This window comes from Pseudomonas sp. YA1 (assembly GCF_058680555.1).
This window is the reverse complement of sequence record NZ_JBZWBG010000007.1, coordinates 186,101-211,793: the sequence shown is the minus strand read 5'-3', so window position 1 is coordinate 211,793 and position 25,693 is coordinate 186,101. Positions and strand designations below refer to the sequence as shown.

Sequence of the window (25,693 nt, the reverse complement as noted above, 5' to 3'; positions counted from 1 at the left end):
GAAGGAGCGTCCCGGGAGTGGATCGCCACAGCATAGCCATCCCGACCCCGGGCACGCATGTCCCCGTGTCGCGGCTCGATGATATTTCCATCACAAACCGCGCGCGTTCACCTCTCCTCGTCCTCTCCGGCGGCCTTTTCGTTCCGCGGCGCGGCACCTGCGTACTTGCCGCCGAAGAGTTCGATCGGCATCGGGAAGACGATGGTCGAACTCTTGTCGCCGGCGATCGCGCCGAGGGTCTGCATGTAGCGCAACTGCATGGCGCCACTCTGCCGGCCGAGCATCTGCGCCGCCTGCATGAGTTTCTCCGAGGCTTGCAGCTCGCCCTCGGCATGGATCACCTTGGCCCTGCGCTCACGCTCCGCCTCGGCCTGCCGGGCGATGGCGCGGACCATCGATTCGTTGAGATCGACGTGCTTGATTTCCACATTCGCCACCTTGATGCCCCAGGCGTCGGTCTGCGCATCGAGCACTTGCTGGATATCCAGGTTCAGGCGCTCGCGCTCGGCGAGCATCTCGTCCAGTTCGTGCTTGCCCAGCACCGCGCGCAGGGTGGTCTGCGCCAACTGGCTGGTGGCGGCCAGGTAGTTCTCCACCTGGATGATCGCCTTCTGCGGATCGAGCACGCGGAAGTACACCACCGCGTTGACCTTCACCGAAACGTTGTCGCGGGAAATCACATCCTGCGGCGGCACGTCGAGAACGATGGTGCGCAGGTCGATGCGCACCATCTGCTGGATCGCCGGGATCACCAGCACCAGCCCCGGCCCCTTGACCTTCCAGAACCGCCCGAGCTGGAACACCACGCCGCGCTCGTACTCGCGGAGGATGCGCAGCGCGCTGAACAGCAGCAGCGCGAGGAACACCAGCAACATCGCCAAACCATAGGAAACACCCATCATCCACCTCCTTCATCGGCCAGCGCGACTTCCAGGAGCAGGCCCTTGCGCGCCAGCACCCAGACCGGCTGGCCTACCGCCAGCGGCCGCGCGGCGAGCACCCGCCAGCGCTCGCCCTGGAGCAGCACCCAGCCTGCGCAGGGTTGTTCGGAATCCACCGCCGCCACCGTCGCCAGGCTGCCGACCAATCCGGCGGTGCCACTTACCACCGCTTGCCGGCGAGTACGCAGGGCCATGCCCAGCAGACCGACGATCAGCGCGGCGCTGAGCAACGCCAAGGCCACCACCAGGCCCGGCGGAATGCCGTAGCCGGGCACCTCGGTATCGATCAGGATCAGCGCGCCGACCACGAACGAGACGATTCCGCCGATGCCAAGCACGCCGAAGCTGGCGACGAACGCCTCGCCCACCATGAACGCCAGGCCCAGCGCGATCAGCGCCAGCCCGGCGTAGTTGACCGGCAGCATCTGCAGGGCGTACAGGCCGAGCAGCAGGCAGATGCCGCCGAGCACGCCGGGCAGCGCCATGCCGGGATTGGCCAGTTCGAAGATCAGCCCGTAGATGCCGATCATCATCAGGATCAGCGCCACGCTGGGATCGGTGAGCACCGCCAGCAACCGCGCGCGCCAGTCCGGTGCCTGGCGCTCGACCGTGGCGCCGGCGGTAGCCAGGGTCAGCGCGCGCTCGCCGACGCGCAGGCTGCGGCCGTCGAGCTGGCGCAGCAGGTCGGGCAGGTCGCGGGCCTGCAGGTCGATCACCTTCTGCGCCGCCGCCTCGTGCGCCGCCAGGCTGACCGCCTCGCGCACCGCGCGCTCGGCCCACTCGGCGTTGCGCCCGCGCAGTTGCGCGAGGCCACGGATATAGGCGGCGGCGTCGTTGACCTGCTTGCGCGCCATGGGTTCGGCGTCCCGCGCCGGGGGCTTCTCTGCGGGCTTGTCCGGCGTCCCCAGGCGCACCGGGGTGGCAGCGCCGAGGTTGGTGCCCGGCGCCATCGCCGCGATATGGCAGGCATACAGGATGTAGGTGCCGGCGCTCGCCGCCCGCGCCCCGCTGGGCGCGACGAAACCGGCGACCGGCACCTGGCTGGCGAGGATCGCCTTGACGATGCGCCGCATCGATGCGTCCAGGCCGCCGGGCGTGTCCAGTTCCAGCACCACCAGTTGCGCGCCGTCCTCGGCGGCACGCTCGATGCCGCGCACCAGGTAATCGGCGCTGGCCGGGCCGATCGCACCATCCACCGAGAGCACCCGAACCGGTCCGGAGGCCGCGAGACAGGCCGGGCCGGCGAAGCACAGCAACAGCGCCAGCGCGAGCCGGCACGGCATCCGCATATCGACCTCCCCGACCGCCCGGCCGGGCCACCCCGGGACGAAGGCGCTCGTCCCGCGCACCGGGCCGGCAAGCGACCGGCCCCGCCGCGCACTTCTCAGTCTAGTCCAGTGGCTCTCGCCTTCCCCGCGCGTGTCCGGATCGGCAAATCCCTCAACATGCCAACTTTTTAGCGACGAAATGATGGCACTCGCCACAGGAATTCATTAATCTTCGCGGCCGCAGCGGGCAGGCCGCCTGGCGCCCGACCCCATCCGGCTTCCGGCGGCCTCCCGCGGCCCTTGTCCTTTCTTCGCCAGACGAAGCCGGTATGCGCAAGACATAACTTGTCACAATCGCCTGCCCATCATGTGCCGGTCATCCCCAGCGCGGACCCGCACCATGACCTCTGATGTCCTTCCCGCCGACGCCGTCGCCAGTGCCGCCGGCAACGCGCACAAGCCCCATCTCGAGCAGCGTCCCGGCCGCCTCACCGCCCTCGTATTCTTCGCCGTGCTCGCCACCGGACTGCTGTTCAGCGCCTACAGCCTGATGCAGGACGTCGATGACGTCGGTTCCGCGATCACCACCTGGACGCCTTTCCTGCTGCTCGGCGTGGCCCTGCTGATCGCCCTCGGCTTCGAGTTCGTCAACGGCTTCCACGACACCGCCAACGCGGTGGCTACGGTGATCTACACCCACTCGCTGCCGCCGCACTTCGCGGTGGTCTGGTCGGGCTGCTTCAACTTTCTCGGCGTATTGCTCTCCAGCGGCGCGGTGGCCTTCGGCATCATCGCCCTGCTGCCAGTGGAACTGATCCTGCAGGTCGGTTCCTCGGCCGGCTTCGCCATGGTCTTCGCCCTGCTGATCGCCGCCATCCTGTGGAACCTCGGGACCTGGTGGCTGGGCTTGCCGGCGTCGTCCTCGCACACCCTGATCGGCTCGATCATCGGCGTCGGCGTGGCCAACGCGCTGATGCACGGGCGCGATGGCACCAGCGGGGTGGACTGGGGCCAGGCGACCAAGGTCGGCTACTCCCTGCTGCTCTCGCCGCTGATCGGCTTCGCCTGCGCCGCCCTGTTGCTCCTGGCGCTGCGCCTGCTGGTGAAGAACCGCGCGCTGTACAAGGCGCCGAAGGGCAAGGCGCCGCCGCCCTGGTGGATCCGCGGCCTGCTGATCCTGACCTGTACCGGGGTGTCCTTCGCCCACGGCTCCAACGACGGGCAGAAAGGCATGGGCCTGATCATGCTGATCCTGGTCGGCACCCTGCCGATGGCCTACGCCCTGAACCGCACCATGCCGGCGGACCAGGCGGTGCAGTTCGCCGCCGTCGCCGAGGTCACCCAGCAAGCGCTGGTGAAGAGCGCGCCGCAACCGGCGCCGGCCGATCCGCGCCAGGTACTCTCCGACTACGTGCGCAGCAAGCAGGCATCGCCTGAGCTGATCCCGGCGCTGGCCGCCCTGACCGGCTCGATCGGCCAGGAAGTGAAAGGCTATGGCGCGTTCTCGCGGGTACCGGCGGAAGCCATGGGCAACGTGCGCAACGACATGTACCTGACCTCCGAGGCGATCCGCCTGATGGACAAGGACGGCGTCGGCCGCTTCGACGCCGACACCCGCGGCAAATTGCAGGCGTTCAAGCAGAAGATCGACGACGCCACCAAGTTCATCCCGCTATGGGTGAAGATCGCCGTGGCCATCGCCCTCGGCCTGGGCACCATGGTCGGCTGGAAACGCATCGTGGTGACGGTCGGCGAGAAGATCGGCAAGACCCACCTGACCTACGCCCAGGGCGCCTCGGCGGAAACCGTGGCGATGCTGACCATTGGCGCGGCGGACCTGTATGGCTTGCCGGTCTCCACCACCCATGTGCTGTCTTCCGGGGTGGCCGGGACCATGGCGGCGAACGGTTCGGGGCTACAGTGGAAGACCATCCGCAACCTGCTGATGGCCTGGGTGCTGACGCTGCCGGCGGCGATCCTGCTCTCGGCCTCGCTCTACTGGCTGCTCACCCGGCTGTTCTGAAACACGGCGGCCGGCATGGGTGCCGGCCGCTCGTCGCGCCGCTCAGGGCAGGACTTCGTCTTCCTTGAACTGGTCCTTGATGTAGGTGATCTCGGTCTTGCCGTGGGGCGCCGGCAGGCCGTCCGGGCCGAGGTTGACGAAGACCATCTTGTCGATGGTGAGGATGCTCTTGCGGGTGATCTTGTTGCGCACGTGGCAGGTCATGGTCAGCGAGGTACGACCGAAGTCGGTGGCGGTAATGCCCAGCTCGATGATGTCGCCCTGGCGCGCCGAGCTGACGAAGTTGATCTCGGAAATGTACTTGGTGACCACGCGCTGGTTGCCCAGCTGGATGATCGCGTAGATCGCCGCTTCTTCGTCGATCCAGCGCAGCAGGCTGCCGCCGAACAGGGTGCCGTTGGGGTTGAGATCTTCTGGCTTGACCCACTTGCGGGTGTGGAAATTCATGTGAACTCCTGGTGTGGTGCTCCGCGGCCGCCATCCTGGCCGTCGTGGAGGATGCCCGGCGGTATCGCCGCCGCGGCTCCGCGGGACCCGGCGGATCGGCCCGGTCCCGGGGCGGCGCGTCCTGCCTGCGCCGCCCGATGTTCCTGCGCGTTCAGCCCAGCCCGTTGGCCTCGCGGTACTGCCTGGCCTCTTCCACCAGCCAGTCGCGGAAGGCATTGAGCATCGCCGATTCGACCCTGCGCTCGGGAATGATCAGGTAATACGCATTCTCGCTCAAATAGGCATGTTGCATGGGCACGATAAGCCTTCCGTCGGCCAGCTCGTCCTGGATCAGGAAGGGCGGTATGAGGGCCACGCCCATGCCGTGCATGGCCGCCTGGGCAAGCATGGAGAACAGCTCGTAGCGCGGCCCGCTCATGTCGTGGGCGACGTTCAGTCCCTGGGAGTGAAACCACTGGCGCCAAGCGTAGGGCCGAGTGCTCTGCTGCATCAGCGGCAGCCCGGCGACCTGCTCGGCTCTCAGCGTTCGACGCCCGCCCAGCAGCTCCGGGCTGCACACCGGCACCGGATTCTCGCGCATCAGGAAATGCGAGACGGTACCCGACCAGTCGGCGTCGCCGAAGTACAGCGCGGCGTCGAACTCGGTGTCGGCGAAGAGGAACGGGCGGGTGCGGTTGGTCAGGTTGACCGTGACCTCCGGGTGCAGCCGCTGGAAGCGCTTGAGCCGCGGCAACAGCCATTGGGTGCCGAAGGTCGGCACCACCGCCAGTTCGATCGCGCCGCCGCCCTGGTGCCCCATCACCGCCAGGGTGTCGCGCTCCACCGCGTCGAGGCGTACCGCCACCCGCCGGCTATAGGACAGCCCGGCCTCGGTGAGCTTGACCCCGCGCCGCGAGCGACGGAACAGCTCGACACCGAGGAACTCCTCGAGCGTGGCGATCTGCCGGCAGATCGCGCTCTGGGTCAGGGACAACTCCTCCGCCGCCTTGGTGAAGCTCTCGTGGCGCGCGGCGGATTCGAAGCTGACCAGCGCGGCGGTGGAAGGGATCTTGCGTCGCATGAAGGACTCCGGAGTGCCGGTTTCGCATCTATGACGCCCAGGTCACGATTCCTCGCGCCTCTTCAAGGGCATGAAATACGAGACTCATTTTCTCGGAGTGAGAAAATAGCACAAGTGCGTGCGAATTCCTCGTTTGCCGCCCCATTCGCTAGGCTCTTAGGATGCTTCCATTCCGGCTGGCCCACGCCAGCCTCCGCCACCGCTTGACGAGGATGTACGCATGGCCACCAAAGCTAGCTTCAACTGGGAAGATCCCCTGCTGCTGGACCAGCAGCTCACCGAAGAAGAGCGCATGGTTCGCGACAGCGCCCAGCAGTTCGCCCAGGACAAGCTGGCCCCGCGCGTGCTCGAAGCCTTCCGCCACGAACAGACCGACCCGAAGATCTTCCGCGAGATGGGCGAGACCGGCCTGCTCGGCGCGACCATTCCCGAAGCCTACGGCGGCAGCGGCCTCAACTACGTCTGCTATGGCCTGATCGCTCGCGAAGTCGAGCGCGTCGACTCCGGCTATCGCTCGATGATGAGCGTGCAGTCCTCGCTGGTGATGGTGCCGATCCATGAATTCGGCAACGAAGCCACCCGGCAGAAGTACCTGCCCAAGCTGGCCAGCGGCGAATACATCGGCTGCTTCGGCCTGACCGAGCCGAACCACGGTTCCGACCCGGGCTCGATGGTCACCCGGGCGAAGAAAGTCGACGGCGGCTATCGCCTGAGCGGCAGCAAGATGTGGATCACCAACAGCCCGATCGCCGACGTCTTCGTGGTCTGGGCCAAGGACGACGAAGGGCAGATCCGCGGCTTCGTCCTCGAGAAGGGCTGGGAAGGCCTGAGCGCCCCGGCGATCCATGGCAAGGTCGGCCTGCGTGCCTCGATCACCGGCGAGATCGTGATGGACAACGTGTTCGTTCCGGAAGAGAACGCCTTCCCCGAAGTGCGCGGCCTGCGCGGTCCGTTCACCTGCCTGAACTCGGCGCGCTACGGCATCTCCTGGGGCGCCCTGGGCGCCGCCGAATTCTGCTGGCACACCGCCCGCCAGTACGTGCTCGACCGCCAGCAGTTCGGCCGCCCGCTGGCCGCCAACCAACTGATCCAGAAGAAGCTGGCCGACATGCAGACCGAGATCACCCTGGCCCTGCAAGGCTGCCTGCGCCTGGGGCGGATGAAGGACGAAGGCACCGCGGCGGTGGAAATCACCTCGATCATGAAGCGCAACAGCTGCGGCAAGGCCCTCGACATCGCCCGCCTGGCCCGCGACATGCTGGGCGGCAACGGCATCTCCGACGAATTCGGCATCGCCCGCCACCTGGTCAACCTGGAAGTGGTGAACACCTACGAGGGCACCCACGATGTCCACGCGCTGATCCTCGGCCGCGCGCAGACCGGCATCCAGGCATTCTTCTGAGCCACCGAGCAACACCCCGGCGCGCTTTTTCACGGTAGCGCGCCGGCCGCCGGGAAGACGGGCAAGGAACCCGTCTTCCCGGCCATTTCCGTTTCCAGCCCCCAGCAGCGAGAACCGTCATGCCCGGCGCCCTTTCCCATATCCGCGTACTCGACCTGTCCCGTGTCCTGGCCGGCCCCTGGGCCGGGCAGATTCTCGCCGACCTCGGCGCCGAGGTGATAAAGATCGAGCGCCCCGGCAGCGGCGACGACACCCGCGCCTGGGGCCCGCCGTTCCTCAAGGATGCCGAAGGCAACGACACCAGCGAGGCGGCCTACTACCTGTCGGCCAACCGCAACAAGAAGTCGGTGACGGTGGACTTCACCCAGCCGGAAGGCCAGCGCATCGTTCGCGAACTGGCGGCCAAGGCCGACATCCTGCTGGAGAACTTCAAGGTCGGCGGGCTCAAGGCCTATGGCCTCGACTATGAATCGCTGAAGCAGGTCAACCCGAAGCTGATCTACTGTTCGATCACCGGCTTCGGCCAGTCCGGACCCTATGCCAAGCGCGCCGGCTATGACTTCATGATCCAGGGCCTGGGCGGCCTGATGAGCCTCACCGGGCGCGCCGACAACGAGGAAGGCGCCGGTCCGGTGAAGGTCGGCGTGGCGCTGACCGATATCCTCACCGGGCTGTACTCCTCCACCGCGGTGCTCGCCGCCCTCGCCCACCGCGACGTCAGCGGCATCGGCCAGCACATCGACATGGCCCTGCTCGACGTGCAGGTCGCCTGCCTGGCCAACCAGACCCTCAACTACCTGACCACCGGCGTGCCGCCGCGGCGCCTGGGCAACGCGCACCCGAACATCGTGCCGTACCAGGACTTCCCCACCGCCGACGGCGACATGATCCTCACGGTCGGCAACGACAGCCAGTTCCGCAAGTTCGCCGAGCTGGCAGACCACCCGGAATGGGCCGACGACCCGCGCTTCGCCACCAACAAGGCGCGGGTGGCCAATCGCGAGGTGCTGATCCCGCTGATCCGCCAGGCCACGGTGCTGCACACCACCGCCGAGTGGATTCTTTCCCTGGAGCGCGCCGGCGTGCCCTGCGGGCCGATCAACGACCTGGCGCAGGTGTTCGCCGACCCGCAGGTGCAGGCCCGCGGCCTGCGCGTGGAGCTACCGCACCCGCTGGCCGGGACGGTTCCGCAGGTAGCCAGCCCGATCCGCCTGTCCGAGACGCCGGTGGAATACCGCAACCCGCCGCCCACCCTCGGCCAGCACACCGACGAGGTCCTCGAGACGCTCCTCGGCCTGGACGCGACCGCACTGGAAAGGCTGCGCGACGGCAAGGTGATCTGAGCCCCGCGCACCGCCCCAGCGACGCCTCGGCGGACAACGCCCCACCGTACCCCGCGCAGCACCGCCAGTAGGGCGCATAACCGCAACGCGGTTATCCGCCGCCCAGCCGTGCATCGGCGGATAACGCCCCTGGCGTTATTCGCCCCACCGTACCCCGTGTAGAAGGCGGTCGATGCCGGCGCCTCGATGGAAGCGCCACTCAGGCCGCCAGGCGGCCGCCGGCGATCGCCTCGGAGGCCTTGAGCATGGCCCGCAACAGCACCGCGCAGCCGGCGGCCAGGTCGTCGGGGCTGGCGTTCTCGATCTCGTTGTGGCTGATGCCGTTCTCGCAGGGCACGAAGATCATCCCCGCCGGACCGAGTTCGGCGAGGAAGATCGCGTCGTGGCCGGCGCCGCTGACGATGTCCATCTGCGGCATGCCCAGCGCCTGCGCCGCCTCGCGCACCGCGCCGACGCATCCCTGGTCGAAGTACAGCGGCGGGAAATCGGCGGTCGGCACCAGCTCGTATTGCAAGCCATGCTTCTCGCAGGTAGCGGCGATCACCTGGCGGACCTCGGCGATCATCGAGTCCAGGCGCTCCGGTTGCAGATGGCGGAAGTCCAGGGTCATCTTCACTTCGCCGGGTATCACGTTGCGCGAGCCGGGATAGGCGTGCAGGCAGCCGACCGTGCCGCAAGCATGCGGCTGGTGGCCGAGGGCCGCGCGATTGACCGCCTCGACCACCGCTGCGGCACCGACCAGGGCGTCCTTGCGCAGGTGCATCGGCGTTGGTCCGGCGTGTGCCTCGACACCGCGCAGGGACAGGTCGAACCATTTCTGCCCGAGCGCGCCAAGCACCACGCCGATGGTCTTCTCCTCGTCCTCGAGGATCGGCCCCTGCTCGATGTGCGCCTCGAAATAGGCGCCCACCGGATGTCCGAGGCATTCACGCGCTCCCGCGTAGCCGATGGCGTCCAGCGCCTCGCCTACGCTGACACCGTCGGCATCGCGCTTGGCCAGGGTCTCCTCCAGGGTGAACTTCCCGGCGAATACGCCCGAGCCCATCATGCAGGGCGCGAAGCGCGAGCCTTCCTCGTTGGTCCACACCACCACCTCCAGCGGCGCCTCGGTTTCCACCCCGAGGTCGTTGAGGGTGCGGATCACCTCAAGGCCGGCCATCACCCCGAAGCAGCCGTCGAACTTGCCGCCGGTGGGCTGGGTGTCGATGTGGCTACCGGTCATCACCGGGGGCAAGTCCGGGTTACGCCCGGGACGACGGGCGAAGATGTTGCCGACCCGATCGACGCTGACCGTGCAGCCGGCCGCTTCGCACCATTGCACGAAGAGATCGCGGGCCTGGCGGTCGAGATCGCTCAGGGCCAGGCGGCAGACCCCACCCTTGGCGGTGGCGCCGAGGCGGGCGAGATCCATCAGCGATTGCCAGAGGCGCTGGCCATCGATGTGTCGCTGGGTGGATTGCAGGACGTTCCGGGCAGTGCTCATTGTCGTCTCCTCAGGCTTGGAGTAGGTGTCGGCGGCTCGCCGGCCGCCTGCATGCCCATCAGGGCAGCGGTTTGGCCAATGCCGCCGGGCTCCGCGCGCGGCGGCCGCAGAGGCCGTAGTAGAGCGCGCCGCCGAGCAGCGAGCCGGTGAACCAACCGTAGTCGTAGAACCAGTGGAATTGGCGGTTGCCGAGGGCCATGACGGTCAGCGCCACCGGCACCGCGAAGGCGGCGAAGCCGGGCCAGTTCCAGGCCGGGTAGACGTCGTCGCGGTAGAGTCCGGCGAGGTCGAGGCGTTGCCTGCGCACCAGGAAGTAGTCCACCACCATGATCCCCGCGATCGGCCCGAGCAGGCTGGAGTAGCCGAGCAGCCAGTTGGAGTAGACGCTTTCCAGGCTGAGGTCGGAAACGATCCAGCCGAGCTTCTTCAGCAACTCGTGGGCCATCAGCGCCAGGCCGATGAAGCCGGTGAGCCAGACCGCGCGGGTGCGGCCGATGAGTTTCGGTGCGATGTTCTGGAAGTCGTTGGTCGGCGAGACGATGTTCGCCGCGGTGTTGGTCGAGAGGGTGGCGACGATGATCAGCGCCATCGCCACCGCCACCCAGCCGGGGCTGGGGATGTGGCCGATCAGGCTGACCGGGTCGGAAACCGTCTCGCCCACCAGCGAGGCCGAGGCGGCGGTCATCACCACGCCGAGGGCGGCGAACAGGAACATGGTCAGCGGCAGGCCGAAGATCTGCCCGAGTATCTGGTCCTTCTGGCTGCGCGCATAGCGGCTGAAGTCGGGGATGTTCAGCGACAGCGTGGCCCAGAAGCCGACCATCGCCGTCAGCCCGGCCATGAAGTAGCCGGTGACGCTGGCGCCTTCCGGGCGCTTCGGCGGCTGCGCCAGCAGTTCGCTGACCGATATGTGCGGCAGCGCCCACACCAGCAGGCCGAGGCCGACCAGCACCAGCAGCGGTGCCGAGAGTGTCTCCAGCCATTTGATCGACTCCGCGCCGCGCAGCACCACCCACAGGTTCAGCCCCCAGAACAGGAGGAAACCGATCACCTCGCCGGTGCCGCCGAGGGCCTTCCAGGCGGGAAAGATCGAACCGAGAAAGAGATGGATCGCCAGCCCGCCGAACAGCGTCTGGATGCCGAACCAGCCGCACGCGACCACGGCGCGGATCAGGCATGGCACGTTGGAGCCGATGATGCCGAACGAAGCGCGCAGCAGCACCGGGAAGGGAATGCCGTAGCGGGTGCCGGCGAAGGCATTGAGGGTCAGCGGGATCAGCACCACCAGGTTGGCCAGCAGGATCGCCAGCAGCGCCTCGCCGACGCTGAGGCCGAAGTAGGCGGTGAGGACGCCGCCGAGGGTGTAGGTGGGCACGCAGATGGACATGCCGATCCACAGCGCGGTGATGTGCCACCTGTTCCAGGTACGCTGTTCCACCCGGGTCGGGGCGATGTCGTGGTTGTAGCGGGGACTGTCGAGTACGTCGCTGCCGGCGGACAGCTCGACCAAGCCGTCGCGCTCGGTCACTTCCGATCTGCTCTGTTGCATGGGCCTCTCCAGAATTCTTTTAGTTATTCGCTCATCGGGCTAATGCGATGGCCGGAGTACCGCACCACCAGTACTGCACCTCCGGTCCGGACAATGCCGTGGCGGGCGGCACTCAATAAGCGTGCCGAAAACCCCGCGACGTCACTGGGCAGGCCGGTCTACTGGAGGTAACCGACTGATCTGAAACACTTCATCGACAACGTCGGTGACACGCCGACGGGCAGTCCGGCGTGTCACCGGGGAAAATGCGCGAGCCTGTCGCCCCGGTCAGGAACCAAAGGAGTGCAGGCGAATTTTTTTCATCTCCCCACAACCGCTCGAACACGGCTTTCAAGCGGCTGATTTTGCATGGGAAATCTCGACCTTTTTGAGTTCTTGTCAAGCGCGTCAAAATGGTGAGAACCCTCACCATTTTGGTGATATTTATTTTTAATTATTTAAAATCAATAAGTTACAAACCCAAACAACCATTTGAAAATAATCTTGCTCAATCGATGATCAGCATCTAGATTCGAATCCTGTCAGCGCTGACAGGATTACAGAAGCCCTCGGCGCATGGCGAAAAAACAATTTCAAGAACCGGCAACGACCGGTCAGCCTGCGAGGAAAGACGGCATGTCCCTGTTGATCCGTGGCGCCACCGTGGTTACTCACGAAGAGAGTTATCGAGCCGACGTGCTCTGTGCCAACGGCCTCATCCAGGCCATCGGCGAGAACCTCGAAACCCCCTCCGGCTGCGACGTCCTCGACGGCGGTGGCCAGTACCTGATGCCGGGCGGCATCGACCCCCATACCCACATGCAGTTGCCCTTCATGGGCACGGTGGCCAGCGAGGACTTCTTCAGCGGCACCGCGGCCGGGCTGGCCGGCGGCACCACCTCGATCATCGACTTCGTCATCCCCAACCCGCGACAGTCGCTGCTGGAGGCCTTCCACACCTGGCGCGGCTGGGCGCAGAAATCCGCTGCGGACTATGGCTTCCACGTCGCCATCACCTGGTGGAGCGACGAGGTCGCCCGGGAAATGGGCGAGCTGGTGGCACAGCACGGGGTGAACAGCTTCAAGCACTTCATGGCCTACAAGAACGCCATCATGGCCGCCGACGATACCCTGGTGGCCAGCTTCGAGCGCTGCCTGGAGCTGGGCGCGGTGCCGACGGTGCACGCGGAGAACGGCGAACTGGTCTTCCACCTGCAGCAGAAACTCCTCGCCCAGGGCCTCACCGGCCCCGAGGCGCATCCGCTGTCGCGTCCGCCGCAAGTCGAGGGCGAGGCCGCCAGCCGTGCCATCCGCATCGCCGAGACGCTGGGTACGCCGCTGTACCTGGTGCATATTTCCAGCCGCGAGGCGCTGGACGAGATCGCCTATGCCCGCGCCAAGGGCCAGCCGGTCTACGGCGAGGTGCTGGCCGGGCACCTGCTGCTCGACGACAGCGTCTACCGCCACCCGGACTGGGCCACCGCGGCCGGCTACGTGATGAGCCCGCCGTTCCGTCCCGTCGAACACCAGGAAGCACTGTGGCGCGGCCTGCAGTCCGGCAACCTGCATACCACCGCCACCGACCACTGCTGCTTCTGCGCCGAGCAGAAGGCCATGGGCCGCGACGACTTCAGCAAGATTCCCAACGGTACGGCCGGCATCGAGGACCGCATGGCGCTGCTGTGGGACGCCGGGGTCAACAGCGGGCGCCTGTCGATGCACGAGTTCGTCGCGCTGACCTCCACCAACACCGCGAAGATCTTCAACCTGTTCCCGCGCAAGGGCGCGATCCGCGTCGGCGCGGATGCCGACCTGGTGCTCTGGGACCCGCAGGGCAGCCGCACCCTCTCGGCCGCCACCCACCACCAGCGGGTCGATTTCAACATCTTCGAAGGTCGCACCGTGCGCGGCATTCCCAGCCACACCATCAGCCAGGGCAAGCTGCTCTGGGCCGCCGGCGACCTGCGCGCCGAACCCGGCACCGGACGCTACGTGGAGCGCCCAGCCTACCCGTCGGTGTACGAAGTGCTCGGCCGCCGCGCCGAACGCCAGCGCCCGGTCGCCGTCGAGCGCTGATCCTTCCCGCAATACCGGACCGGCCCGTAGAGGCCGGACGGTGCCGTATTGCCGTTGACTGCCCCGAGAAGAAACCAGAAGAGAGGCTACAACCGTGATCGATTCCCTGAACCACCTCCCCCGTCCGGACGCCGGCGCGGATACGCTCGCCGAGCGCTTCGCCGACCTCGCGCCGCCGCTCAACGCCCGCCAAGCCGCCCTGGAAAGCGCCCGCTGCCTGTACTGCTACGACGCGCCCTGCGTCAACGCCTGCCCGACCGAGATCGACATCCCCGGGTTCATCCGCAGCATCGCCCAGGAGAATGTCCAGGGCGCGGCGCAGAAGATCCTCTCGGCGAACATCCTCGGCGGCAGCTGCGCCCGCGTCTGCCCCACGGAAATCCTTTGCCAGCGGGCCTGCGTACGCAACAACGCCCAGGAATGCGCACCGGTGCTGATCGGCCAGTTGCAACGCTACGCCCTCGACCACGCCGGCTTCGACGAACATCCGTTCAAGCGCTCGCCGGCCACCGGCAAGCGCATCGCCGTGGTCGGCGCCGGGCCGGCCGGGCTGTCCTGCGCCCACCGCCTGGCCATGCACGGCCACGAGGTGGTGCTCTTCGAGGCCCGCGCCAAGGCCGGCGGCCTCAACGAATACGGAATCGCCCGCTACAAGCTGGTGGACGACTTCGCCCGGCGCGAAGTGGAATTCCTCCTGCAGATCGGCGGTATCGAACTGCGCAACGGCCAGCGTCTCGGCGACAACCTCGCGCTCGGCGCCCTGCACGAAGAGTACGACGCGGTGTTCCTCGGCATCGGCCTGGCTGCCAGCAAGCGCCTCGGCCTGGAAGACGAGGACGCCCCCGGCCTGCTCGCCGCCACCGACTACATCCGCGAACTGCGGCAGAGCGACGACCTGCTCGACCTGCCCGTCGCCGACCGTTGCATCGTCATCGGCGCCGGCAACACCGCCATCGACATGGCGGTGCAGATGAGCCGGCTCGGCGCCCGCGACGTCAACCTGGTCTACCGCCGTGGCTTCGAGGAAATGGGCGCCACCGGCCACGAGCAGGAGATCGCCAAGGCCAGCCAGGTGCGCCTGCTGACCTGGGCCCGACCGGAACGGGTACTGCTCGACGAGCATGGCCGGGTGCGCGGCATGCGCTTCGCCCGCACGCGCCTGGAGAACGGTCGCCTGGGCGACACCGGCGAACACTTCGAACTGGCCGCCGACGCCATCTTCAAGGCCATCGGCCAGGCCTTCGACGGCGCCAGCCTGGGCGATCCGCTGGCAGCGCAACTGCGGCGCGACGGCGAGCGCATCCAGGTCGACGGACAGATGCGCACCAGCATCCCCGGCATCTACGCCGGCGGCGACTGCGTGGCGCTCGGCGAGGACCTCACCGTGCAGGCGGTGCAGCACGGCAAACTGGCGGCGGAAGCGATCCACGCCCAACTCATGCTCAACGTGGAGGCTGCGTGATGGCCGACCTGTCTATCGAATTCGCCGGCATCAAGTCGCCCAACCCCTTCTGGCTGGCCTCCGCGCCGCCCACCGACAAGGCCTACAACGTGGTCCGCGCCTACCAGGCGGGCTGGGGCGGGGTGGTCTGGAAGACCCTCGGCGAAGACCCCGCGGCGGTCAACGTGTCGTCGCGCTATTCCGCGCACTTCGGACCGAACCGCCAGGTGCAGGGGATCAACAACATCGAGCTGATCACCGACCGCTCGCTGGAGATCAACCTGCGCGAGATCGCCCAGGTGAAGAAGGACTGGCCAGACCGCGCGCTGATCGTGTCGCTGATGGTGCCCTGCGTCGAGGAGTCGTGGAAATACATCCTGCCGCTGGTGGAAGCCACCGGCGCCGACGGCATCGAGCTGAACTTCGGTTGCCCCCACGGCATGCCCGAGCGCGGCATGGGCGCGGCGGTGGGCCAGGTACCGGAGTACGTGGAGATGGTCACCCGCTGGTGCAAGACCCACTGCTCGCTGCCGGTGATCGTCAAGCTCACCCCCAACATCACCGACATCCGCCAGTCGGCGCGCGCCGCCCATCGCGGCGGCGCCGACGCGGTGTCGCTGATCAACACCATCAACTCGATCACCAGCGTCGACCTGGAGCGCATGGTCGCCCTCCCCGTGGTCGGCACCCAGAGCACCCACGGCGGCTACTGCGGCTCGGCGGTGAAGCCGATCGCCCTGAACATGGTCGCCGAGATCGCCCGCGACCCGCAGACCCGCGGCCTGCCGATCTGCGGCATCGGCGGTATCGGCAACTGGCGCGACGCAGCGGAATTCGTCGCGCTCGGCTGCGGCGCGGTACAGGTATGCACGGCGGCGATGCTGCACGGTTTCCGTATCGTCGAGGACATGCAGGACGGTCTCGCGCGCTGGATGGACAGCCATGGCTACCAGCGGCTGTCCGACTTCAGCGGCGGCGCGGTAGGCAATACCACCGACTGGAAGTACCTGGACATCAACTACCAGGTGATCGCCCGCATCGACCAGGACGCCTGCATCGGTTGCGGCCGCTGCCATATCGCCTGCGAGGACACCTCGCACCAGGCCATCGCCAGCCTGCCCCGGGCCGACGGTACGCACCGCTACGAAGTGATCGACGCCGAGTGCGTGGGCTGCAACCTGTGCCAGATCACCTGTCCGGTGGAGAACTGCATCGAAATGGTGCCGCAGGACACCGGCAAGCCCTATCTCAACTGGACCCAGGATCCGCGCAACCCCTACCGCGAAGCCTCCTGAACGCAGGGCGGCGCCCGCATCCCCGGCGGACGCCGCCCTGCCGCGCGCCGGCACGCTTCCTGCGTGCCGCTGCGGTCCGACGACGCGCAACGGCGTCTGTCGGATCGACCCGCCTTCGACTACCATTCGCCGCGGCCCGGCCGACGCTCCCGGACGGCCGGCGCCCCATGGAGACTCGCGCATGTCCGCAGACAGCAACTACAGCCAGCAACCGGTCCCGCTGGCGGCGCGCAAGAGCGCGCTGGCCCTGAGCGTGGTGATGCTCGGCCTGACCTTCTTTTCCGCCAGCATGTGGACCGGCGGCACCCTCGGCACCGGCCTGAGCTACGACGACTTCTTCCTCGCCGTGCTGCTGGGCAACCTGATGCTCGGCCTGTACACCGCGATCCTCGGCTTCATCGGCGCGCGCACCGGCCTTTCCACCCACCTGCTGGCGCATTACTCGTTCGGCAGCAAGGGCTCCTGGCTGCCCTCGGCGCTGCTCGGCGGCACCCAGGTCGGCTGGTTCGGCGTCGGCGTAGCGATGTTCGCCATCCCGGTGGCCAAGGCCACCGGCCTCGACGTCAACCTGCTGATCCTGGTCTCCGGGGCGCTGATGACCCTCACGGTGTTCTTCGGCATCGCCGGTCTGACCCTGCTGTCGGCCATCGCGGTCCCGGCGATCGTCGTTCTCGGCAGCTACTCGGTATGGCTCGCGGTGCGCGACGCCGGCGGCCTGGCGGCGCTGCAGCAGGTGACGCCGAGCGCGCCGCTGAGCCTCTCGACCGCGATCGCCCTGGTGGTCGGCTCGTTCGTCAGCGCCGGCACCCTCACCGCCGACTTCGTCCGCTTCGGCCGCAGCGCGCGTACCGCCGTGGTGGTGTGCCTGGTGGCGTTCTTCCTCGGCAACTCGCTGATGTTCATCTTCGGCGCGGCCGGCGCGGCGGCGGTGGGTAAGTCGGACATCTCCGACGTGATGATCGCCCAGGGCCTGCTGATCCCGGCGATCCTGGTCCTCGGCCTGAACATCTGGACCACCAACGACAACGCGCTGTATGCCTCCGGCCTCGGCTTCGCCAACATCACCGGCCTCTCCAGCCGCTTCCTGGCGATGCTCAACGGCGCCCTCGGCACCCTCGCCGCGCTCTGGCTGTACAACCACTTCGTCGGCTGGCTGACCTTCCTCTCCGCCGCCATCCCGCCCATCGGCGGGGTGATCATCGCCGACTACCTGAGTCGCCGCCGGCGCTACCGCCAGCACCCCTGCGCGGACATCCAGGCGATCAACTGGGCGGCGATCCTCGCCGTCGCCTGCGGCACCGCCGCCGGCCACTGGCTGCCGGGGATAGTGCCGGTCAACGCGGTGCTCGGCGCCGCCATCGCCTACCTGTTGCTCAATCCCCTGCTGAGCCGCAGCCCGAACAAACCAGAAGAGGTCCTCCATGCTGATTGACAACCTGCGCCTGCGCGGCCGCGAAGGTCTCTGGCAACTGCGCGTCGCCGATGGCCGTATCGCCGCCCTGGTGCCGATGGAACAGGCCGCCGACGACGCCGGCGAGCGCCTGGACGGCGCCGGCGGCCTTGCCGTGCCGCCGTTCATCGAGCCGCACATCCATCTCGACACTACCCAGACCGCCGGCCAGCCGGAGTGGAACCGCTCCGGCACACTGTTCGAAGGCATCGAGCGCTGGGCCCAGCGCAAGGCCCTGCTCAGCCACGAGGACGTCAAGCAGCGCGCCTGGCAGACCCTGAAATGGCAGATCGCCAACGGCGTGCAGCACGTGCGCAGCCACGTCGACGTCTCCGACCCGACCCTCACCGCGCTCAAGGCCATGCTCGAGGTGCGCGGCGAAGTGGCGCCCTGGGTCGACCTGCAGATCGTCGCCTTCCCCCAGGAGGGCATTCTCTCCTACCCCAACGGCCTGGAACTGCTGGAGGAGTCGCTGCGCCTGGGCGCCGACGTGGTGGGGGCGATCCCGCATTTCGAATTCACCCGCGAGCTGGGCGTCGAGTCGCTGCACAAGGCCATCGACCTGGCCAAGCGCTACGACCTGCCGGTGGACGTGCATTGCGACGAAATCGACGACGAGCAGTCGCGCTTCCTCGAGACCCTGGCCATGCTCGCCCATCGCGACGGCCTCGGCGCACGGGTCACCGCCAGCCACACCACGGCGATGCACTCCTACAACGGCGCCTACACCTCGCGGCTGTTCCGCCTGCTGAAACTGTCGGGAATCAACTTCGTCGCCAACCCGCTGGTGAACATCCACCTGCAGGGGCGCTTCGACGACTACCCGAAGCGCCGCGGCATCACCCGGGTCAAGGAACTGCTCGGTGCCGGGATCAACACCTGCTTCGGCCACGACGACGTGTTCGACCCCTGGTACCCGCTGGGCACCGCGAACATGCTGCAGGTGCTGCACATGGGCCTGCACGTGACGCAGATGATGGGCTACGACGAGATCGACGGCGGCCTCGACCTGATCACCCGCAACAGCGCCCGCACCCTCGGCCTGCGGGAATACGGCATCGAGGTCGGCCATCCGGCCAACCTGCTGGTGCTGCCGGCCCGCGACGGCTTCGACGCGGTACGCCGGCAGGTCCCGGTGCGCTACTCGATCCGCGGCGGACGGCTGCTCGCCGAGACGGTCCCGGCGCAGACCACGGTGTTCCTCGAACAGGCGGAAGCGGTGGACTTCACCCGCGCCAGCTGAGCCATCGCCGGAGCCTTCTAGCGAAGGCTCCGCTGCTCAGGGCTCCAATCCGATTCCGCGCAGGACCACGCTGGTCACCGTCTGTACCGCCCTTTCGAACTGCATGTCGCTGAGCGGCTGGTGGCCGTTGAGCACCTCGACCTGGTAGCCGAAGTCGGCGTAGTGCTGGGTGGAGGCCCAGATCATGTAGAGCAGGCTGCTCGGTTCGATCGACAGGATGCGCTTTTCCTCGACCCACTGGCGGATCTTCGCCTCCTTCATCTTGGCCCATTCGTAGAGGCTGTCGTCGAGGGTGGCGCCGAGCAGCGGCGCGCCATGCATGATTTCGTTGGCCCAGACCTTGGAGCCATGCGGGCGGGTGCGCGAATGGTTCATCTTCGCGCGGATATAGCTGGTCAATACCACCCTTGGGTCATCGAACATCTCGAAGCAGAGGGCGTCCTGCTTCCAGACCTCGAGCAGGCCGAGGAGGACGTCGCGGTACAGCTCGTCCTTGGTGCTGAAGTAGTAGTGCAGGTTGGAGCGCGGCAGTTCGGCTTCTTCGGCGATGTTGCCCATGGAGGTGCCGGCGTAGCCTTTTTCGGCGAAGACTTTTTCGGCGGCCAGGAGAATCTTCTCGACGTTGCGGCGGCGGATCTCGATCTTGTGTGTGCCCATGTGCGATCCATTACTGCGAATTCAACCAAGGCTACCAGCAAATCCGGGCGTGCGGCGACGCCCAGTCTTGCCAGGTAGCCCCTCTCAGCGACGCTTCGGACGGCGGCCGCGCAGGCGACGCCAGCCGATCCAGCAGCCGCTGGCGCAGACCACCAGGCCGCCGAGGCTGAAACCGAGCATCCACAGGTCCCACAGCGGACGCCGGGTCAGCAGCGGCAGCCAGTCCCAGCTATGCAACAGGGAAAACAGCCAGCGGCTGCCGCGCCGACCGTCGTCGAGCACGCCAACCACCGCGCCGCTGTAGGGATCCAGGTGCACCCAGGTATGCCGGGGATCGTCGAAACGCAGGCGCCAGACCGGCAGGCGCCGTTCCAGGTAGCCCATCATGCTGTGTTCTTCGCGCGGGTAGTAATAGAAGTCATAGCGTTCCAACCGTTCGGCCTGCATCGGCACGCCCGGCAGCAGCGTGCGAGCCGCCGCCAGCAGGCGATCCGCGGGTAGCTCGCGGAGGATTTCGCCATCCGCCGTCAGCAGCAGGCTGTTGCCGCTGGCGCTGCGCCCGAGCGCATAGGGCTCGCCGTCGAGCGCCCGCCACTCCAGTTCGCGCACCCGCAACCCGGCGGCACGCAAGCGCCGCAGGACAGCGTCCGCCTCCAGTCCGGCGGGCAGCGCCCGGTCCCAGCTACCGCCCTGGTAGGCCGCGAGGTCGAGCGGCGTGCCGCGGCCGAACAGGTTCCACGGATTCATCGACATCAGCCCGCTGAAGATCCAGCTCAGCACCAGCGCGCCGAAGAGCAGGCCGGCGAGGTGGTGCCAGCGCTGGAAACCGCCCGCATAGGGCGAGCGCGAGCCGCTGCGGTAGGGCTTGCGGAAACGCCAGCGGAGCAGGCCGACGAGGATGCCGAGGACGGTCGCCAGGGTCGCCAGCAGCGACAGGCCGATCACCAGGTTCGCCCACTGCCCGTCGAACCAGCCGCCGCGCAGCGGATAGAGCCAGTGCAGCCAGGCGCCGAGCCAGTTCCAGGCACGCTCCCGGCGGCTGGCGTCGCGTACCACCTCGCCGGTCTGCGAGGACAGGTAGAGCAGCCGGCCCTGCTCGTCCGCGGTCTGCACCCGCCATAGCGGCCGGTGCGGATCGAGGTTGCGGGTATGGGTCCAGGCGTCTTCCTCGATCCGCCCTTGCAACTGCATCGGTACTTCGCCGCTGAAGGCACGGGCCGAAGCCAGCACCCTGTCCGCGTCCACCGCCGGCGGTCGGCCGTCGCGCGCCGCCAGCGCACGCGTGCGTCCGTCGGCATCGTCCAGCAGGTAGGTCGGCAGGCCGCCTACGCTGGCCAGCCGGATGCTCCGCGGGGTTTTTCCATCGCCGCCGGCGAGGGCCGTCCGCAGCGGTACGCAGGCCTCGCAGCCGTCCAGCTCGGGCAGGTGGGCCAGGCGTTCCAGCGGAGTCAGCTTGGGATAGCCGACATACAGCATGACCATGCCGGAGACGAACCAGAGCACCATCAGCAGGCAGCAGCCGATGCCCAGCCAGCGGTGCCACAGGTACAGGTAGCGTTTCATCGACGACTCCTCAGAAGCGCGTCTGCACGCTCAGCTCGAAGGTGCGCGGGTCGCCGACGTAGTACAGCGGCGTGCTCTGCACGAAGCGCGCGTAGACCTCGTCGGTGAGGTTGCGCACGCGCCCGGTGATCCGCGTGCGCTCGTCCAGCCGGTAGCTGAGGAAAGTCCCGTAGACCGTATAGGACGGCACGTGCCAGGTGTTGGCGTTGTTGGCGTACACCGAGGACACGTAGCGCGCGTCCACCCCGCCCTGCCAGGCCGGGTCGAAGTCGTAGGTCAGCCACAGGTTGCCGACCCGCTCCGGCACGTTCGGCGGCGTCTTGCCCTTGCGCGAGACGGCGACGCCGCCGACGTTCTCGGTGAACTCGTCGTACTGCGCGTCGACCCAGGCGAAATTGCCCTCGGCCAGCAGCTTCGGGGTGATCCGCAGGGAGGCGGCGGCCTCGATGCCCCTGGAGGTCTGCTGGCCCACCGGCACGCTGAGGTTGGGGTTGTTCGGGTCGGCCACCGAGAAGTCCCGGCGGACGATGCGGTAGGCGGCCAGGGTGGCGCTGCCGCGACCGTCGAGGAAATCGAACTTGCTGCCCAGCTCCCACTGGTCGCCGGTGGACAGGTCGTAGTCGCGGACCTGGCCGAAGCTGGCGCTGGTCAGCACCCCGCCCGGCGGGTCGGCGGCGGTACTGTATTGCAGGTAGACGTTGGCGTGCGGGGTGAACTGGTAGACCAGCCCGGCGCGCCCGGTGAGCACGTCCCAACGCCGCTCGAAGTGTGCGGGATTGTCCTTGTCGGGTACCCGATGGTTGCGCACGTCGAGGTCGAGGTGGTCGTAGCGCAGCCCGGTGACCAGCGACAGCTCGTCGGTCAGGCCCAGGCGGTTCTCGGCGAACAACGCGCTGGTGCGCACCTCGTTGCTGCGGTCCTTCCGGTGGCCGGGACGCATGCCCGGCAGGTCGTAGAAGTGGCCCGGCTCGAAACTGGCCGGATCGACCGTACCGAACGGCCCGGAGGCGGTACTCGGGAAGCGCGTCTGCTTGTTGATGCTGTAGTCGAAGCCCAGCGCCCAGTCGCTGGCCAGTCCGAACAGCGGCTGGCTGTGCTGTAGCTCGAAGCGGTTGCCGTTGAGCTGCTGGTCGTGGCGCTGGAGGAACGCGTTGGAGCGCACCACCCCGCTGTTGTCGGCGTTGTAGCGGTAGGTCTCGAGGTTGCGGTAATCGCGCTCGGCGTCGTAGTAGTAGAAGGTGTTGCGCCAGCGCGTACTGTCGCTGACCCGGTATTCGAGGATCGAGCGCAGCCAGCGCACGCGCTGTTCGTAGCGGCCATCGGCGACGTTGTAGTTCTCGCGGCGACGGCTCTTGTCGATCTTCAGCTCGCCGGCGTAGGGATTGAGCACCGGTGTGCCCCAGTAGGGGCTGTCTTCCTGCTCGTCCTGGTACTCCAGGGCCAGGGTGTGGGAAAGGTCCGGGGTCAGGTCGCTGAGCAGGGAGAAAGCGACGTTCCACGATTCGCGCGAATTGCGGTCGACGTAGCCGTTGCCGCCGCTGCGGCTGACGTCCAGGCGCACGAAGTGCTTCGGCTCGGGGCCGATGCCCAGGGCCTGGTTGAAGCCGAAGGCGACTTCCGAATCGTCGTAGCTGCCGTAGCGCACCCGGCCTTCCATGAAATCGCCGTAGCGGTCGGCGAGCTTGCTGATGTAGTCCAGCGAGCCGCCGACGGCACCGGCGCCGTTGAGGAAGGAGGACGGACCGCCGACCAGCTCGACGCGGTCGACGATCCAGTCGTCCAGCGGACGCATGGCGCTGCTGTATTGCACCGGAATGCCGTTGAACAACTGGTTGACCTGGTTCGAACTGAAGCCGCGGTAGGTGACGAAGCCGCCGAAGCCGGGCGGCGCCGAGGCGTTCACGCCGGGCAGGCTGTTGGCGATGTCCTGGGTGCTGCGCAGGCCGCGCCGCTCGAAGCTGGCACGGTTGGCCACGCTTACCGAGCCGGGAGTCTCGCGCAGGCTCAGGCCCAGGCGCGAACCGCCGCCGGCGCTGTCGTCGAGATCGAGGGCCGGCGGGGTTTCCCCGGCGGCGCCGGCGCTGACGGTGAGGGCGGGCAGTTCGGTGGGTTCCTCATCGGCCCAGAGCCAGGCCGGAACGCCGGCCAGGGTGAGGTTGAGACCCAGCGCGAGGACGCGGCGGGCCGTGGAATGCTTTTTCATCGAGCGATCCTGAAGCAAGGCATGGTGGGCACGCCCGCCTCGCCCGGATGGACAGCGGCGAGCGCTGCGCGGACGAGGCAGGACGGGCGACGGATGCAAATGCCCGGCGCGGCGGGCGTTCAGGATCAGGCGGGGGAAGCGCGCGGGTTGGCCGGCGGCCAGACGTACCGGGGCGGCACCGGCTCGCGCGTGGCGGGCGGGCGGAAACGCGCCTGGCGTCGCCGTTGCAAGCGCCAGGACCAGATCACCCCGAGCGCGACGAACAGCACCAGGGCGCTGCACATCGGGCAGCTCACCGGCAACTGGGGATTGACCGGTGCCGGATCGCCGGCGGACCCGTCGTCGGGATCCAGGGATAGCCATTGGCTGGCACCGGCGACGCAGAACAGCCCGACGCTGGCCTTCTGCCCTTTGTCGCTGCCCACTCCCAGCGCCTGCAGGTGCAGGACGCCGCAAGCCAGCGCGTTGACCAGCACGCAGGCACAGAGGGCGAAGCTCAGCCACTGCAGCAGCGGTGAGCGGGAGATGGGAGCGATTCTCATGACCGCGCACTCTAGCATCCTGACACGCAAATTCCCCGCGCTTCTGCGCTGCGGTGCATCGCCGCAGCCCGAGGGCGCGACGCACGGCGACGAGCGGCGTATCAGGGGTGACTTGGGAGTTTCATGTGGCGCCGCTATAATCGCCCGCTCAGGCGGCCCTTTCGGGTCGCTCCCGCCTTCCGTTCGAGGGGCGCTGCAGCAGGCCTAGGCCTGTCAGGCTCGAACGGAGCGCGCTCTCAGGCCGGCCTCGCCGGTCTGTCAACGCACCAACGGCGCCCATTCGCAGACAACGAATGGAGAGTTACGCATGAGCGCTGTCATGACGCCCGCCGGTTTCACCGACTACAAGGTCGCCGACATCACCCTGGCCGCCTGGGGCCGCCGCGAGCTGATCATCGCCGAATCGGAAATGCCCGCACTGATGGGCCTGCGCCGCAAGTATGCCGGCCAGCAGCCGCTGAAAGGCGCGAAGATCCTCGGTTGCATCCACATGACCATCCAGACCGGCGTGCTGATCGAGACCCTGGTCGCGCTGGGCGCCGAAGTCCGCTGGTCGAGCTGCAACATCTTCTCCACCCAGGACCAGGCCGCCGCCGCCATCGCCGCCGCCGGCATCCCGGTGTTCGCCTGGAAGGGCGAGACCGAGGAAGAGTACGAATGGTGCATCGAGCAGACCATCCTCAAGGACGGCCAGCCGTGGGACGCCAACATGGTGCTGGACGACGGCGGTGACCTGACCGAGATCCTGCACAAGAAATACCCGCAGATGCTCGAGCGCATCCACGGCATCACCGAAGAGACCACCACCGGGGTCCACCGCCTGCTCGACATGCTCAAGAACGGCACCCTGAAAGTCCCGGCGATCAACGTCAACGACTCGGTGACCAAGAGCAAGAACGACAACAAGTACGGCTGCCGCCATAGCCTCAACGACGCCATCAAGCGCGGCACCGACCACCTGCTGTCGGGCAAGCAGGCCCTGGTGATCGGCTACGGCGACGTGGGCAAGGGCTCCTCGCAGTCGCTGCGCCAGGAAGGCATGATCGTCAAGGTCGCGGAAGTCGACCCGATCTGCGCCATGCAGGCCTGCATGGACGGCTTCGAAGTCGTCTCGCCGTACAAGAACGGCATCAACGACGGCACCGAGGCCAGCATCGACGCCGCGCTGCTGGGCAAGATCGACCTGATCGTCACCACCACCGGCAACGTCAACGTCTGCGACGCCAACATGCTCAAGGCGCTGAAGAAGCGCGCGGTGGTCTGCAACATCGGCCACTTCGACAACGAGATCGACACCGCCTTCATGCGCAAGAACTGGGCCTGGGAAGAGGTCAAGCCGCAGGTGCACAAGATCCACCGCACCGGCAAGGACGGTTTCGACGCGCACAACGACGACTACCTGATCCTTCTCGCTGAGGGCCGCCTGGTCAACCTGGGCAACGCCACCGGCCATCCGAGCCGGATCATGGACGGTTCCTTCGCCAACCAGGTGCTGGCGCAGATCCACCTGTTCGAGCAGAAGTACGCCGACCTGCCGGCCGCCGAGAAGGCCAAGCGCCTGAGCGTCGAAGTGCTGCCGAAGAAGCTCGACGAGGAAGTGGCCCTGGAGATGGTCAAGGGCTTCGGCGGCGTGGTCACCCAGCTGACCCCGAAACAGGCCGAGTACATCGGCGTGAGCGTGGAAGGCCCGTTCAAGCCGGACACCTATCGCTACTAAGCGGACCACGG

At 67.5% G+C, this 25,693-nt stretch carries 19 protein-coding genes and 1 riboswitch; of the genes, 9 read left to right on the top strand and 10 right to left on the bottom strand.

What is annotated here, in order from left to right; translation table 11 throughout:
* Positions 1-107: 107 nt before the first annotated feature.
* Both AC4OR5_RS12015 and AC4OR5_RS12010 read right to left on the bottom strand, forming a co-directional pair.
* Complete coding sequence (locus AC4OR5_RS12015; RefSeq protein WP_031628116.1) at positions 108-902, bottom strand: slipin family protein; 795 nt, start codon at positions 900-902, stop codon at positions 108-110.
* Positions 899-2,230, bottom strand: a complete 1,332-nt coding sequence (locus AC4OR5_RS12010; RefSeq protein ID WP_003129031.1) for an NfeD family protein — start codon at positions 2,228-2,230, stop codon at positions 899-901. Before AC4OR5_RS12010 ends, AC4OR5_RS12015 begins: the two co-directional genes overlap by 4 nt.
* Before the next feature lie 379 nt (positions 2,231-2,609).
* Between AC4OR5_RS12010 and AC4OR5_RS12005 the strand changes: the two genes are divergently transcribed.
* The gene (locus tag AC4OR5_RS12005; protein WP_033983366.1) at positions 2,610-4,232 is read left to right on the top strand and encodes an inorganic phosphate transporter; all 1,623 of its coding nucleotides are present in this window, start codon (positions 2,610-2,612) and stop codon (positions 4,230-4,232) included.
* 42 nt (positions 4,233-4,274) lie between these two features.
* Here the strand turns inward: AC4OR5_RS12005 and AC4OR5_RS12000 are convergent, their stop codons facing one another.
* Both AC4OR5_RS12000 and AC4OR5_RS11995 read right to left on the bottom strand, forming a co-directional pair.
* Positions 4,275-4,679: an acyl-CoA thioesterase gene (locus AC4OR5_RS12000; protein ID WP_003084686.1), complete on the bottom strand. Its 405-nt coding sequence runs from the start codon at positions 4,677-4,679 to the stop codon at positions 4,275-4,277.
* A 151-nt stretch (positions 4,680-4,830) separates the two neighbouring features.
* The gene (locus tag AC4OR5_RS11995) at positions 4,831-5,739 is read right to left on the bottom strand and encodes a LysR family transcriptional regulator (protein WP_034034176.1); all 909 of its coding nucleotides are present in this window, start codon (positions 5,737-5,739) and stop codon (positions 4,831-4,833) included.
* Between the two features lie 220 nt (positions 5,740-5,959).
* Between AC4OR5_RS11995 and AC4OR5_RS11990 the strand changes: the two genes are divergently transcribed.
* Both AC4OR5_RS11990 and AC4OR5_RS11985 read left to right on the top strand, forming a co-directional pair.
* Entirely contained in the window at positions 5,960-7,141 is a 1,182-nt protein-coding gene (locus AC4OR5_RS11990) for an acyl-CoA dehydrogenase (RefSeq protein WP_003084682.1), read from the top strand.
* A 119-nt stretch (positions 7,142-7,260) separates the two neighbouring features.
* Entirely contained in the window at positions 7,261-8,484 is a 1,224-nt protein-coding gene (locus AC4OR5_RS11985) for a CaiB/BaiF CoA transferase family protein (protein ID WP_003099921.1), read from the top strand.
* 199 nt (positions 8,485-8,683) lie between these two features.
* Here AC4OR5_RS11985 and AC4OR5_RS11980 read toward each other — a convergent pair whose 3' ends face one another.
* Entirely contained in the window at positions 8,684-9,967 is a 1,284-nt protein-coding gene (locus AC4OR5_RS11980; protein ID WP_058160901.1) for a Zn-dependent hydrolase, read from the bottom strand.
* Between the two features lie 58 nt (positions 9,968-10,025).
* Entirely contained in the window at positions 10,026-11,516 is a 1,491-nt protein-coding gene (locus AC4OR5_RS11975; RefSeq protein ID WP_003084674.1) for an NCS1 family nucleobase:cation symporter-1, read from the bottom strand.
* 615 nt (positions 11,517-12,131) lie between these two features.
* Between AC4OR5_RS11975 and hydA the strand changes: the two genes are divergently transcribed.
* The 5 genes from hydA to AC4OR5_RS11950 all read left to right on the top strand — a co-directional run bounded on the left by hydA (position 12,132) and on the right by AC4OR5_RS11950 (position 19,000).
* Positions 12,132-13,571, top strand: coding sequence for a dihydropyrimidinase (gene hydA, locus AC4OR5_RS11970; RefSeq protein WP_058160898.1), 1,440 nt, complete (start codon positions 12,132-12,134; stop codon positions 13,569-13,571).
* Positions 13,572-13,665: 94 nt separating this feature from the next.
* Positions 13,666-15,033: an NAD(P)-dependent oxidoreductase gene (locus AC4OR5_RS11965; RefSeq protein ID WP_058160896.1), complete on the top strand. Its 1,368-nt coding sequence runs from the start codon at positions 13,666-13,668 to the stop codon at positions 15,031-15,033.
* On the top strand, positions 15,030-16,307 hold the full coding sequence (preA, locus tag AC4OR5_RS11960; RefSeq protein ID WP_019484388.1) for an NAD-dependent dihydropyrimidine dehydrogenase subunit PreA: 1,278 nt from the start codon (positions 15,030-15,032) through the stop codon (positions 16,305-16,307). The genes AC4OR5_RS11965 and preA overlap by 4 nt, the downstream gene beginning before the upstream one ends.
* Before the next feature lie 181 nt (positions 16,308-16,488).
* Positions 16,489-17,739 carry a cytosine permease gene (gene codB, locus AC4OR5_RS11955; RefSeq protein ID WP_003084659.1) on the top strand — a complete coding sequence of 417 codons (1,251 nt, stop codon included), beginning with the start codon at positions 16,489-16,491 and terminating at the stop codon, positions 17,737-17,739.
* Positions 17,729-19,000 (top strand): cytosine deaminase, encoded by a 1,272-nt coding sequence (locus AC4OR5_RS11950; RefSeq protein WP_003084657.1) that lies wholly within the window; start codon positions 17,729-17,731, stop codon positions 18,998-19,000. The genes codB and AC4OR5_RS11950 overlap by 11 nt, the downstream gene beginning before the upstream one ends.
* 36 nt (positions 19,001-19,036) lie before the next feature.
* On the opposite strand, the gene AC4OR5_RS11945 is transcribed toward AC4OR5_RS11950, so the two are convergent.
* The 4 genes from AC4OR5_RS11945 to AC4OR5_RS11930 all read right to left on the bottom strand — a co-directional run bounded on the left by AC4OR5_RS11945 (position 19,037) and on the right by AC4OR5_RS11930 (position 23,965).
* Complete coding sequence (locus AC4OR5_RS11945; RefSeq protein ID WP_003084655.1) at positions 19,037-19,657, bottom strand: TetR/AcrR family transcriptional regulator; 621 nt, start codon at positions 19,655-19,657, stop codon at positions 19,037-19,039.
* 84 nt (positions 19,658-19,741) lie between these two features.
* On the bottom strand, positions 19,742-21,220 hold the full coding sequence (locus tag AC4OR5_RS11940) for a PepSY domain-containing protein (protein ID WP_058160894.1): 1,479 nt from the start codon (positions 21,218-21,220) through the stop codon (positions 19,742-19,744).
* A 10-nt stretch (positions 21,221-21,230) separates the two neighbouring features.
* On the bottom strand, positions 21,231-23,423 hold the full coding sequence (locus AC4OR5_RS11935) for a TonB-dependent receptor (protein WP_058160891.1): 2,193 nt from the start codon (positions 23,421-23,423) through the stop codon (positions 21,231-21,233).
* A 125-nt stretch (positions 23,424-23,548) separates the two neighbouring features.
* On the bottom strand, positions 23,549-23,965 hold the full coding sequence (locus AC4OR5_RS11930; protein WP_023086803.1) for a DUF2946 domain-containing protein: 417 nt from the start codon (positions 23,963-23,965) through the stop codon (positions 23,549-23,551).
* A gap of 179 nt (positions 23,966-24,144) precedes the next feature.
* Positions 24,145-24,250: riboswitch (S-adenosyl-L-homocysteine riboswitch) on the top strand.
* A 22-nt stretch (positions 24,251-24,272) separates the two neighbouring features.
* Between AC4OR5_RS11930 and ahcY the strand changes: the two genes are divergently transcribed.
* On the top strand, positions 24,273-25,682 hold the full coding sequence (gene ahcY, locus AC4OR5_RS11925; RefSeq protein WP_003099900.1) for an adenosylhomocysteinase: 1,410 nt from the start codon (positions 24,273-24,275) through the stop codon (positions 25,680-25,682).
* The last annotated feature ends 11 nt before the right edge of the window (positions 25,683-25,693 follow it).

What these genes read in the sequence shown, in the direction of transcription:
- hydA (WP_058160898.1), top strand. Translation starts at nt 12,132, where the DNA reads ATGTCCCTGTTGATCCGTGGCGCCACCGTGGTTACTCACGAAGAGAGT.
- AC4OR5_RS12000 (WP_003084686.1), bottom strand. Translation starts at nt 4,679, where the DNA reads ATGAATTTCCACACCCGCAAGTGGGTCAAGCCAGAAGATCTCAACCCC.
- ahcY (WP_003099900.1), top strand. Translation starts at nt 24,273, where the DNA reads ATGAGCGCTGTCATGACGCCCGCCGGTTTCACCGACTACAAGGTCGCC.
- AC4OR5_RS12015 (WP_031628116.1), bottom strand. Translation starts at nt 902, where the DNA reads ATGATGGGTGTTTCCTATGGTTTGGCGATGTTGCTGGTGTTCCTCGCG.
- AC4OR5_RS12005 (WP_033983366.1), top strand. Translation starts at nt 2,610, where the DNA reads ATGACCTCTGATGTCCTTCCCGCCGACGCCGTCGCCAGTGCCGCCGGC.
- AC4OR5_RS11990 (WP_003084682.1), top strand. Translation starts at nt 5,960, where the DNA reads ATGGCCACCAAAGCTAGCTTCAACTGGGAAGATCCCCTGCTGCTGGAC.
- AC4OR5_RS11980 (WP_058160901.1), bottom strand. Translation starts at nt 9,967, where the DNA reads ATGAGCACTGCCCGGAACGTCCTGCAATCCACCCAGCGACACATCGAT.
- codB (WP_003084659.1), top strand. Translation starts at nt 16,489, where the DNA reads ATGTCCGCAGACAGCAACTACAGCCAGCAACCGGTCCCGCTGGCGGCG.
- AC4OR5_RS11930 (WP_023086803.1), bottom strand. Translation starts at nt 23,965, where the DNA reads ATGAGAATCGCTCCCATCTCCCGCTCACCGCTGCTGCAGTGGCTGAGC.
- AC4OR5_RS11950 (WP_003084657.1), top strand. Translation starts at nt 17,729, where the DNA reads ATGCTGATTGACAACCTGCGCCTGCGCGGCCGCGAAGGTCTCTGGCAA.
- AC4OR5_RS11935 (WP_058160891.1), bottom strand. Translation starts at nt 23,423, where the DNA reads ATGAAAAAGCATTCCACGGCCCGCCGCGTCCTCGCGCTGGGTCTCAAC.
- AC4OR5_RS11995 (WP_034034176.1), bottom strand. Translation starts at nt 5,739, where the DNA reads ATGCGACGCAAGATCCCTTCCACCGCCGCGCTGGTCAGCTTCGAATCC.
- AC4OR5_RS12010 (WP_003129031.1), bottom strand. Translation starts at nt 2,230, where the DNA reads ATGCGGATGCCGTGCCGGCTCGCGCTGGCGCTGTTGCTGTGCTTCGCC.
- AC4OR5_RS11975 (WP_003084674.1), bottom strand. Translation starts at nt 11,516, where the DNA reads ATGCAACAGAGCAGATCGGAAGTGACCGAGCGCGACGGCTTGGTCGAG.
- AC4OR5_RS11945 (WP_003084655.1), bottom strand. Translation starts at nt 19,657, where the DNA reads ATGGGCACACACAAGATCGAGATCCGCCGCCGCAACGTCGAGAAGATT.
- AC4OR5_RS11985 (WP_003099921.1), top strand. Translation starts at nt 7,261, where the DNA reads ATGCCCGGCGCCCTTTCCCATATCCGCGTACTCGACCTGTCCCGTGTC.
- AC4OR5_RS11940 (WP_058160894.1), bottom strand. Translation starts at nt 21,220, where the DNA reads ATGAAACGCTACCTGTACCTGTGGCACCGCTGGCTGGGCATCGGCTGC.